The 10,379-nt window shown below is 29.9% G+C and carries 10 protein-coding genes; 1 reads left to right on the forward strand and 9 read right to left on the reverse strand.

Annotated features, from left to right (window positions below):
• Positions 1-16 precede the first annotated feature (16 nt).
• On the reverse strand, positions 17-1,489 hold the full coding sequence (gene murE / locus Q0U66_RS01585) for a Mur ligase family protein (protein ID WP_297376783.1): 1,473 nt from the start codon (positions 1,487-1,489) through the stop codon (positions 17-19).
• A 207-nt stretch (positions 1,490-1,696) separates the two neighbouring features.
• On the opposite strand from murE, the gene Q0U66_RS01590 reads away from it, so the two are divergent.
• Positions 1,697-2,350, forward strand: coding sequence for a deoxynucleoside kinase (locus Q0U66_RS01590; protein WP_297376786.1), 654 nt, complete (start codon positions 1,697-1,699; stop codon positions 2,348-2,350).
• An 82-nt stretch (positions 2,351-2,432) separates the two neighbouring features.
• Here Q0U66_RS01590 and Q0U66_RS01595 read toward each other — a convergent pair whose 3' ends face one another.
• The 8 genes from Q0U66_RS01595 to Q0U66_RS01630 form a co-directional block, all read right to left on the reverse strand.
• Positions 2,433-3,515 (reverse strand): S66 peptidase family protein, encoded by a 1,083-nt coding sequence (locus Q0U66_RS01595; protein ID WP_297376787.1) that lies wholly within the window; start codon positions 3,513-3,515, stop codon positions 2,433-2,435.
• A 173-nt stretch (positions 3,516-3,688) separates the two neighbouring features.
• Positions 3,689-4,297, reverse strand: a complete 609-nt coding sequence (locus Q0U66_RS01600; RefSeq protein ID WP_297376790.1) for a superoxide dismutase — start codon at positions 4,295-4,297, stop codon at positions 3,689-3,691.
• 85 nt (positions 4,298-4,382) lie between these two features.
• Positions 4,383-5,735 carry a glucosaminidase domain-containing protein gene (locus Q0U66_RS01605; protein WP_297376792.1) on the reverse strand — a complete coding sequence of 451 codons (1,353 nt, stop codon included), beginning with the start codon at positions 5,733-5,735 and terminating at the stop codon, positions 4,383-4,385.
• Positions 5,736-5,867: 132 nt separating this feature from the next.
• Positions 5,868-6,866 (reverse strand): tryptophan--tRNA ligase, encoded by a 999-nt coding sequence (gene trpS / locus Q0U66_RS01610; RefSeq protein ID WP_297376794.1) that lies wholly within the window; start codon positions 6,864-6,866, stop codon positions 5,868-5,870.
• Positions 6,856-7,683 (reverse strand): bifunctional 5,10-methylenetetrahydrofolate dehydrogenase/5,10-methenyltetrahydrofolate cyclohydrolase, encoded by an 828-nt coding sequence (locus Q0U66_RS01615; protein WP_297376796.1) that lies wholly within the window; start codon positions 7,681-7,683, stop codon positions 6,856-6,858. The genes trpS and Q0U66_RS01615 overlap by 11 nt, the downstream gene beginning before the upstream one ends.
• A 90-nt stretch (positions 7,684-7,773) precedes the next feature.
• On the reverse strand, positions 7,774-8,610 hold the full coding sequence (locus tag Q0U66_RS01620) for a MetQ/NlpA family ABC transporter substrate-binding protein (RefSeq protein WP_297376798.1): 837 nt from the start codon (positions 8,608-8,610) through the stop codon (positions 7,774-7,776).
• Between the two features lie 14 nt (positions 8,611-8,624).
• Complete coding sequence (locus tag Q0U66_RS01625) at positions 8,625-9,302, reverse strand: methionine ABC transporter permease (protein ID WP_297376801.1); 678 nt, start codon at positions 9,300-9,302, stop codon at positions 8,625-8,627.
• Positions 9,290-10,330: an ATP-binding cassette domain-containing protein gene (locus Q0U66_RS01630; RefSeq protein ID WP_297376803.1), complete on the reverse strand. Its 1,041-nt coding sequence runs from the start codon at positions 10,328-10,330 to the stop codon at positions 9,290-9,292. The genes Q0U66_RS01625 and Q0U66_RS01630 overlap by 13 nt, the downstream gene beginning before the upstream one ends.
• Positions 10,331-10,379 lie beyond the last annotated feature (49 nt).

The following is a 10,379-nucleotide window of genomic DNA, read 5'->3' on the forward strand; positions in this document are numbered from 1 at the left end:
CCTGAAGGCAGATTTTTTATTTATTATTATATTTTTCTATTTCATCTAAGGCAACCTCTTGATCAGATTTTATTTTTATATATTCTCCTTCTATTTGTTGGTAGTGCTCTGTTCCCTTTCCTGCAATAAATAATATGGTATGATCATCAGCATCTAAAAATGCCTTTTTAATTCCATCTTCTCTACTTTCAAATATTTCATAATCTATTTTTTGTTTAAATGATTTCACTAACTCTTTTGATATAGCAATAGGATTTTCATAATTTGGATCGTCTGGCACTAAATAAACTTTGTCAGAATACATTGAGGATACTTCTCCCAAGTCAATTCTTCTATTCAATCCTTTGTTTCCAGTCGCCCCAAAAACCGAATAAATCTTATAATCAGGATAATTATTTTTGAAAAACTTAAAGTTTTCTTCAAAACTAATCCTGTTATGAGCATAATCTAAAACTACAACCAACTTTTTATTTTCAGTATAGATAATAGTAGACCTAGATTCAATTTCTAATCTTTCTAAAGCTTCTTTTATAGAATTATCATCCACACCAAAATTTTTAGCAATTATATAGGCGCAAGTTGCATTTGCCACATTAAAATCACCGAATAAATTTATAGAAAATTCTTTTCCATTTATTTTAAAATTATTAATAAACTTTTCATATTTTATGTCACTTATATTAAAGTCAGCATTTGAATTATTTATATCGTAAGAAATTGTATTTATTTCCTTAGACTTGGCTTCAATCTTTTCAACATTATTCCCTGATTTATAATAGACTAATTTCTTACTTCTATCTATCATTTTCAATTTTGAATTTACATAGTCTTCTAAGGTCGGATGTTCTAATTCACCAATATGGTCACTGTCTATATTTAATATAGCTCCTATGTCAAAGTTTATATAACCTAATCTGTCATATTTCAAAGCTTGGGATGACACTTCTACCACCATATATTCAATACCAGAATTTACAGCATTCGATAAGTGTCTATATAATTCTATAGATTCAGGAGTTGTTATTGTAGATTCTTTTTCTACTATCCCATCATAAGTAAGAATAGTTGAAATAAGCCCAGCTCTTTTTTGCTTATTTGCAAGTAAATAATTATCCAAGATAGCCTTAAGCATGGTCACAGTAGTTGACTTCCCCTTAGTACCAGTTACTCCAATCATTTTTAATTTCTTGTCAGGTGAGTCAAAGAAATAGTCCGCAACAATATACATAGCCTTTCTTATATCTTTTACTATAATATAAGGCAAATCTATGTCATATCTCTTTTCTGATATATAGGCACACGCCCCTAAGTCCTTTGCCGACAATAAATATTCTTCCTTAAAGTGTAGACCCTTGGCAAAAAATAAAGCGTCTTTCTCTACTTGTCTTGAATCGTAAGTAATATCTTTTATTTTTAATTCAATATCAGTGTATTCTACCAATATGTCTTTTGACTTCAATAAGTCAACAATATCTAAAAACTCTTTCATATTTCCCCTATTATTAAAATCGTATTTATTAGATTATATCATAGCTTGAATCATATATTAATAGATAAAAATATAAGTATAGCTATATTTAGTATATAATTTATGAGTCTAATATCTAATCCACAATATATTGTAGACTTCTATTGACTTTTTTCTGTAGGTTTGTATAATTTAAAACAGTGAATAAAATAATGAATTGAGGTTATGATGGAAGGAGAAAACAAGGTGATCGTATTAGCAGGAATGATTGGCGCAGGAAAAACAACATATACAAAATATATTTCAGAATATTATGGTAGTGAAGCTTTCTTTGAAAGTGTTGATGATAATCCTGTCTTAGAAAGATTCTATGAAGATAAAGAAAAATGGGGTTTCGCCCTACAAATTCATTTCTTAAATACTAGATTTAGATCTATAAAAGATGCCTTTAGACATCAAAACAATGTGCTTGATAGGTCTATCTACGAAGACGCCTTATTTACCAAAATCAACAATGAACAAGGTAATATCAAAGATGAAGAGATGAATATTTACCTTAGCCTATTAGACAATATGATGGAAGAATTAGAAGGTCTACCAAAGAAAGCTCCAGATCTTTTAATTTACTTACAAGGTAGCTTTGAAAAAATCATGGAACACATACAAAAAAGAGGACGTGATTATGAACAAACACCTGAACAAGTAGAATACTTCAGACTTCTTCATAGTAAATATGATGATTGGTTTAAATCATATAACTACGGTCCAAAAATTGCTATTTCAATTGATGAATGGTCAATTGAAGATCCAGAACAAAGACCAATCATACTTAATATGATCGATGAAGAACTAAAAAGACTTAGAGAAGAAGAGAATAAATAAATTGTATTTGAGTATAAAAAAGGCCCCAAAAATTGCGAGTTAAGCACTTTTGGGGCTAAATTGTATTTATATTCTTATTTAACTAGTCTTGGAAAATTGATTCTTTAATAAATAATCTCTTTTCATCAAAGTCTACTTCTGCTAAACAACCATAAGGTATAATAGCCCTTGGATATGAGTGACCAAAGTTTACATTATATAAAATAGGTGTGTCTAAGTCTTCAAAGATTTCTCTATAAACTTCTTTATATTCATCATAGTAAGTTTCATCAACTGGTTTACCAACAAGCACGGCCTTAGCAGCTTCTAACCAACCACGTTTTTTCATTTCACTTAATATTTCTTTTAATCTAGAAGGCTTCATTTTTTCGCCAGAAGTTTCGATAAACAATATTTTTTCTTCCCATTCATCTAAACTTGGAAATAGTTCATATTTATCTGCAATCGCATCAACACCTCTACCTACATAGTCTAAAAGTGCATCACCAATAGTATCTAGACATCCACCATACAGTTTACCTTGAACTTTTCCTTTTCCATTGTTTAAAACTTCAAAACCATGTTTTTCTTCTACACGTGTTCTTTCTACACCTACTTGGTCCGAACCAAAAGAATCCCTATCTAAATACCAAGTGTCAGCAGATTTTATTTCAAAACCATTATTTTTTTCAAAATATAGGTCAAAGTACTCCTTTGTATATGGTAACATTTCATCTTCTAATTCAGCAATATCAACTAAAAATGCAGGTCCGTAAACAGTATTTAAACCTAATTTTTGAAACATCAAATGATTCATAGAAGTATCGGAAAATCCTGTGAATAGTTTTGGTTTTTCTTTTACTAGTTGTTTAAATTCTTCATCTTCAAATAAATATTGGTAGGTTTTGTAGGTATCATTGCCCCCTATTGCAGTCATAATCGCATCTATAGAATCGTCTTTGAATGCCGCCTTTAAGTCTTCTGCCCTTGCTTCCGGATGATCTCCTAAGTATTGAATACCCTTTTTAGAATTTGGCATATAAACTACTTCTAAACCATAGTCTTCTTTTAATCTCTTTTCTGCAATTTCAACTTGATGTTTGGTGAAGTCTTCACCTAGTATTCCTAATGATAAGGAAACTATAGCTATTTTATCACCTTTTTTTAATACTTTAGGTTTTTTCATTTTTCCTCCTATGTCAAAGTTTTTTTCACTTATATTAATATTATATGACATTTTTATGTTAATTTGAATCCTGCTCTAAACTCTCTATTTGAATAACATGATTCTGCTTTATTTAATAATAAATAAAAACTGGTTAAAATAGAAAATTCTATTTAACCAGTTTATTAAATATTTTATTTAACTAATTCATTGTATCTTTCTTCAGCTTTTTCCCAATTTAAAACTTCAAAAAATGCATCTACATAGTCAGCTCTTTTATTTTGATATTTTAGATAGTAAGCATGTTCCCAAACATCAACTCCGAAAACAGGTTCTTTGCCTAATTCTAAAGGTGTATCTTGGTTTGCTGTAGAAATAATTTCTAGCTTATCTCCATCTACTACTAACCATGCCCAACCTGAACCAAATCTTCCTGTTGCAGCTGCTTTAAATTCTTTTTTAAAGTCTTCTACTGATCCGAATTCTTTTTCAATATCTTCTTTTAGATTTCCTTGAGCTTGACATTCGCCATTACATAATAACTCCCAAAATAGAGAATGGTTGTAGTGTCCACCACCATTGTTTCTTACTGCTTTTTGAATATCTTCTGGTAACTTATCTAAGTTTGTAAGTAAGTCTTCTAGACTTTTATCTTGTAAGTCTTCATGTTTACTTAATGCTTCATTTAAGCCATTTACATATGCTGCATGGTGTCTATCATGGTGGATTTCCATAGTTTTAGCATCAAAATGTGGCTCTAAAGCATCATTGCTATATGGTAATTTTGGTAATTCAAATGTCATAAATGTCTTCCTCCCTTTGAATACATTTTAATATAATTACGAAATATATTTACCCATTATAAATAAAAGCTAACATATTTTTAAATTATTTGTTCATATCAAATCTTGTTAAATCATATTTTTCAATTAATTGATTTAGGCTTGAACCATAATTTGGACTTGATGCATATCTTCCTGTTAAGTGGGCTGTAGCATCTTTATATGATTCAGTTGTTGAGAATCTAGCTCCTAAATAGAAGTTGTATCTCCAGCTTGATTTATTATCGTTAGCTGTAAGTACTTCTACATAGTCACATAAAGACTCATAATAACTTGGATATTTTCTAAAATTAGCTGTTATCATATATTTTGATCCATCTGCTTTATATTCAGCAGTATATATTAAAGCAGATTCTCCCTTGTATGATCCTTTAACTCCGAATAGATTAAAGTTAGGAGCTGATCCTAGTCTGGAAGTTCCATATCCAGATTCTAATATAGCTTGCGCAATCATTACTGATGCATATAAATCATTTTCTGCTGCTAATTTTTGTGCATGTCCTGAAATTTCATCAATAAATTCAGAAGGTGTTAATTTATGTCTAACTTGATTGTTGCTTGTTTCTATTTTTCCTAACCAAGCTCCAGGTACCCCCTTGGCTCTTGATATATTATAAAATCCATTATGTTCTTTATAAACATAATATCTGCCTGGTAGGTATTCACCCCTAGCATTTTCTTTTTTGCCAGCATCAATAGTATTGATATAAACATCTTGGCTTTCATTTAAAGTAATAATTTGTTCAGTTTTTACTTTAGATAAATCAACTGGAACATTAGTATTTGCACTTTCTTTTACTTCAACTTTAACTTTTTTATCTTCTTCTTTATTAGTTGGTTGTTCTACAGTTTGTTCAACAATATAAGCCTTATTATCTTTTGGATTTATCCAAGCGCCTGCCTTACCCTTTGTTTTTGTAATATTTAGCACCTGTCCATGTTTTTTATAAATATAATATTGGCCTTGTTTATAAGTAGCAACTGAAGACTTGTTGTTTATAGCATCACTGGCATTTCTATATACTTTAACTTGATTATTTAAAGTATAGCTATCTCCAATATTCACCTTGCTATTGTCTTTTGGATTTACAGCAACTTGTTCTTTTGTATCACTTACAGGTACCTTGTTGTCTTTTGGATTTATCCAAGCGCCTGCTGTATTAGGTTTTTTGGAAATATTTATCATTCCATTATGTGTCTTAAATATATAATATTGGCCAGAAATATAACTAGTCTTTGAGTTTCTTTGACTTCTAGCGTCATCAGCATTTACATAGACTTTAACATCATTATTTAATTTGTAGGTTGATGCTGCATTTGCATCTTCAGCTACTACAAATGATATACTTGTGGCTAAAGCTATAGCACTTGCCAATTTAACTTTTTTATCAAAATTCATATCTTCTCCTTATAAAATCTGTGTATTGTTTAAATCTTACAACTTAGGGATTTAAAAAGCAATTAAAAAATTACAAAAAGGTTAAAATCAATAAACATTTTAACCTTTTTGTAATATATTTAAATATATTATTTATAATTGTAAAAATCCTACTTTTCTATAAACTTTGTCCAGTAAGTTTCTTGTTTTTCTTTGTGATTTTTCAGCTCCTTCTTTTAATATCTGATCTAATCTATCCTTATCGGATATTATCTCATTATATCTATTTTGGAAGTCTTCTAAATCTCTAGCTACTATATCAGCAAGGTCTGCTTTAAATTCTCCATAACCTTTACCCTTATACTTAGCTAAAACATGGTCCAATTCTTCTCCAGTAAAGGCTAAATAGATATCTATTAAGTTTTTCAAAGCAATTTGGTTATCGTTATAATCAAAATTATTAAATGAATCAGTAACTGCAGACTTAATTTTTTTCTTAATTACATTTGGCGGATCAAGTAAAAATATAGCTGCATTTTTATCTTCATCAGATTTTGACATTTTCTTTTCTGGATTTCTTAAAGACATTATTTTTCTAGTAGATTCATTTATTATAGATTCTGGTACTATAAAGGTTTCTGAATACCTACTATTAAACCTGATTGCAAGATCTCTAGCAAGCTCCATGTGTTGCTGTTGGTCAATACCAACTGGGACTACATCTGCATTATAGGCTAAAATATCTGCCGCCATCAAGGTAGGATAAGTAAATAAGGCTGCATTGTTATTTTCATCCGCCCTATTTTGTTTATCTTTAAATTGAGTCATCCTAGATAATTGTCCCATATATGAAATAGAGTTTAAGACCCAATATAATTTCAAATGGTCTGGATTATGTGATTGGATGAATATGGTTACCTTATCTGGGTCTAGACCTAGGGCCAAATATATAGCAACTATTTCTCTAGATCTCTTCCTCAATTCTGCTGCTACTTGGGGTACTGTTATAGAGTGCAAGTCTGCAACACCAATATAGCAATCATACTCATCCTGTAATTTTATAAAGTTTTTAATAGCCCCCAAGTAGTTACCAATAGTTAAATCACCTGAAGGTTGAACTAAACTTAATAAAGTTTTCCTTTTATCTGTCATTTTTTACTCCATTCATATAAGTGTTTCTTAAAATAAAACAAGCATTTAACCTTCCTATACCTCCTATAGCAGGTAAGTATTTTATGGAAGAATCAATAAAATCTTTTCTACAAAAATCACCATAATATTTATCATCTTTTTGTGATATACCAAGATCTACAACTAAGGCATCATTTTTAAGTTCAACATTTTGAAAATATCTAGCCTTCCCTATTGCTGATATGATAATATCAAAGTCTTTCATCATGTTTTTTACATCTAAAGTCTTGGAATGCGCTATAGTCACAGTAGCATCTTCATTTAATAACATCATAGCTAGAGGTTTACCAATTATCAAAGACCTATTTATAAGCAAGATATTTTTCGATGCTAGATCAAAATTATCTCTTAAAAAATTTAAGGTGGCTGTAGCTGTAGTTGGTAGGTTTATATAATCTTGGTCAGAAAATATCTTATTAAAATTTTTAAGAGATAAGCCATCAACATCTTTGTCAGCATCTATCTTATTAAAAATTATTTTCTGATCAAAGTCTACTTGCATCGGAGAAAATATTAAAATTCCGTTGGCATCAGATTTATTTTCTTGAGCCAGATATTTTTCAATTTCTTCCTTAGTAGTATTTTTTTCAAAGACTTTATTTTTTACACCTATATTAAGTTTTTTAGCTTCTCTTAAAATAGACTTTTCATAAGATATGGCAGCTGGATCTTCCCCAACTCTTATGGTTGATAATTTAGGTGTAAAATCTAAAGAAGATATATCCTTATTTAATTTTTTTATTAATTTATCATAATAATCATTTATATCTATAATCATTTTCCCTCTTTGTCATATTATAGCATATATCTTTATTACTCTAGATAAAAAAAGTTGCTGCGAAATATATTTTTTCGCAACAACTAAATTTTACCATACTGGGTATGAAGTTCCTTTTGAATCCTCTTCAATTATAGCCTTGGTTTGAGGAGTGTAATAAGCATCTAAAATGATTTTTAACCATTCCTTATCCTTATCTTCTGATCTTGCAGCTATAAGGTTTATATATGGGTTTTCTCCCTTAACTGCTTCTTCTAAAAATACTGTATCTTCACCTGGTTTATAACCTGCATCAACTGCAATACCTGAGTTTATAACAGCTATTTGATTTTCTGCTAAGGTAGCTGGAATATTTGAAGCACTAATTTCTAAAAGTTTTAAGTTTTTAGGATTTTCTTTTAGATCAGCTACGGTAGGTAAAACTCCAGCATTTTCATCTACTTTAATCAGACCTGCTGCTTCTAATAGTTTTAATGCTCTACCACCATTTGTAACATCATCTGGGATGACTACTGTTTGTCCATCTTCTAATTCATCTAAACTTTTGATTGTCTCTGAATATATTCCTAAAGGAGCAAATGAAGTATCTCCTACGGCTTCTATTTTGTAGCCAAATTGTTCTACTTCCTTGTCTAGGTATATATGGTGTTGGAAAGCATTTAAGTCTATATCGCCAGAGTCTAGCGCCTTATTTGGTAGTGGGTAAGAATCAAAATAAACTACTTCAAGATCTACTCCCTTATCTTTTACAACATCTGCTACATGTTTCCATACGACAGAATCAGAACCTACTAGACCTATTTTCACCTTATTAGTTTCATTTGCACTTGAATTTTCTTCATTTATTTTTGTATCCTTATTATTTGAACATGCTACTAAAGATAGCACCAATGTTAAAGCTAAAAGTATTGTTAATATTTTTTTCATCATATTCTCCTTTTTTAATGTGTTTTTTTCTTAGCAAGGTAGTTTCCTACAGTTTGTATTATTGTTACGAATAATATTATCAATATCACACAGACATAGGTTATATCATAATATCTTCTATTGTGACCATATCTTATAACAAAGGCGCCTATTCCTCCTGCCCCTACTGCTCCTCCTAGGGAAGTAAGTCCTAGTAAGGAAATAGTTGTAATAGTTATGGCTCTGATTAATTGGCCTATACTTTCTTTTAGATATACTCTAAATATTATTTCTATTGGAGATAATCCCATAGATTCTGCAGCTTCTATAACACCTTTATCAACATCAGCCAAGGCTTGTTCAACCTGTCTTACAAAAAATGGGATTGCCCCGATTACTAAAGGAAATATAGCTCCCTTTACTCCAATCATGGTTCCCATTATGGCTCTTGTTGCTGGCAATAGGGCTGTTAGAAGTATAATAAATGGTATAGATCTAAATATATTTATTAGTATATCTAAGGGTCTATTAATATATTTATTTTCTAAAATATTATCTTTCTTTGTTACAGTGATTAACACTCCTAAAAATAACCCTATGATAAGTACAAAAAATCCTGATATAACAAGCATCAATAGAGTATCAATTAAACTTTGTATAAATTCATCACTATGTTTTATTAAATTTGGTAAATAGCTTTTTATTGTTTCCATATTTCAATTAACTCCCATTTTACATTTACTTGATCTAGATATTCCTTCGCCTTTCTTATATCTTCATTTTCTCCTTTAACACTGATTATAAGTTGACCTAAACTTTTATCTTTTATAATATCTACATCACCAAATATAATTGAGCAATCAAGATCGAAGTCTCTAGAAACTTTAGATATAACTGATTCACTGGCATTGGAATCTATAAAATCTAAGTCTAAAACTTGATCTTTTTCTTCTAGGCCAAATAAGTCTGGCTTGTTTTTAAGTAAGTTTATTATTTTCCCTTTATTACTTGTAGAGTTCACAAACTCTCTTGCAATTTTTGTTTTCGGATTTGAGAATAAAGAATATACATCATTTATCTCAACTATAGATCCATTTTCCATAACTGCTACCCTGTCACATATTTTTTTGATTACATCTAATTCATGGGTTATAACAACTATGGTTAATTTTAACTTTTCATTTAGCTCTTTCAAAAGTTCTAATATTTGACCTGTAGTTTGCGGATCAAGAGCTGAAGTAGCCTCATCACATAAAAGTATTTTTGGATCATTGGCCAAAGCTCTTGCTATAGCTACCCTTTGTTTTTGTCCTCCAGACAATTGTGAAGGATAAGCATTTTCTTTATCTGAGATTCCAACTAAAGATAATAAGTTCCTTACCTTGTTTGTTATTTCTTCTTTACTTAATCCAATGCCTTTTAGATTAAAGGCAACATTATCAAAAACTGTTAAAGACCTTAAAAGATTAAAGTGTTGAAATATCATACCAATATTTTTTCTTTCTTTTCTTAAGTCTTTTTTACTTAGGTCAGTTAGGTTTACATCATCAACAAATACTTGGCCTGTGGTAGGTTTTTCTAATAAGTTTATGCACCTTACCAGCGTTGACTTCCCAGCTCCAGAATATCCAATAAAACCAAATATCTCTCCTTCTTCTATTTTAATATTTGTATCTTTTACAGCTTCAATCAATCCATCCTTGCTTTCAAAGCTTTTTGAAAGATTTTTTAGTTCTATCATTAATTTTGCTCCTTAATAAATTTGCTATGATCATTTTTTATTTTTTCTA

It is taken from the genome of uncultured Helcococcus sp., assembly GCF_946998255.1.
Classification (GTDB): domain Bacteria; phylum Bacillota; class Clostridia; order Tissierellales; family Peptoniphilaceae; genus Helcococcus.

Excerpts from the sequence above, each read along its gene's own strand:
- Q0U66_RS01630 (WP_297376803.1), bottom strand. The coding sequence starts at position 10,330 with ATGATAGAACTAAAAAATCTTTCAAAAAGCTTTGAAAGCAAGGATGGA.
- Q0U66_RS01615 (WP_297376796.1), bottom strand. The coding sequence starts at position 7,683 with ATGATTATAGATATAAATGATTATTATGATAAATTAATAAAAAAATTA.
- murE (WP_297376783.1), bottom strand. The coding sequence starts at position 1,489 with ATGAAAGAGTTTTTAGATATTGTTGACTTATTGAAGTCAAAAGACATA.
- Q0U66_RS01600 (WP_297376790.1), bottom strand. The coding sequence starts at position 4,297 with ATGACATTTGAATTACCAAAATTACCATATAGCAATGATGCTTTAGAG.
- Q0U66_RS01595 (WP_297376787.1), bottom strand. The coding sequence starts at position 3,515 with ATGAAAAAACCTAAAGTATTAAAAAAAGGTGATAAAATAGCTATAGTT.
- trpS (WP_297376794.1), bottom strand. The coding sequence starts at position 6,866 with ATGACAGATAAAAGGAAAACTTTATTAAGTTTAGTTCAACCTTCAGGT.
- Q0U66_RS01590 (WP_297376786.1), top strand. The coding sequence starts at position 1,697 with ATGGAAGGAGAAAACAAGGTGATCGTATTAGCAGGAATGATTGGCGCA.
- Q0U66_RS01625 (WP_297376801.1), bottom strand. The coding sequence starts at position 9,302 with ATGGAAACAATAAAAAGCTATTTACCAAATTTAATAAAACATAGTGAT.
- Q0U66_RS01605 (WP_297376792.1), bottom strand. The coding sequence starts at position 5,735 with ATGAATTTTGATAAAAAAGTTAAATTGGCAAGTGCTATAGCTTTAGCC.
- Q0U66_RS01620 (WP_297376798.1), bottom strand. The coding sequence starts at position 8,610 with ATGAAAAAAATATTAACAATACTTTTAGCTTTAACATTGGTGCTATCT.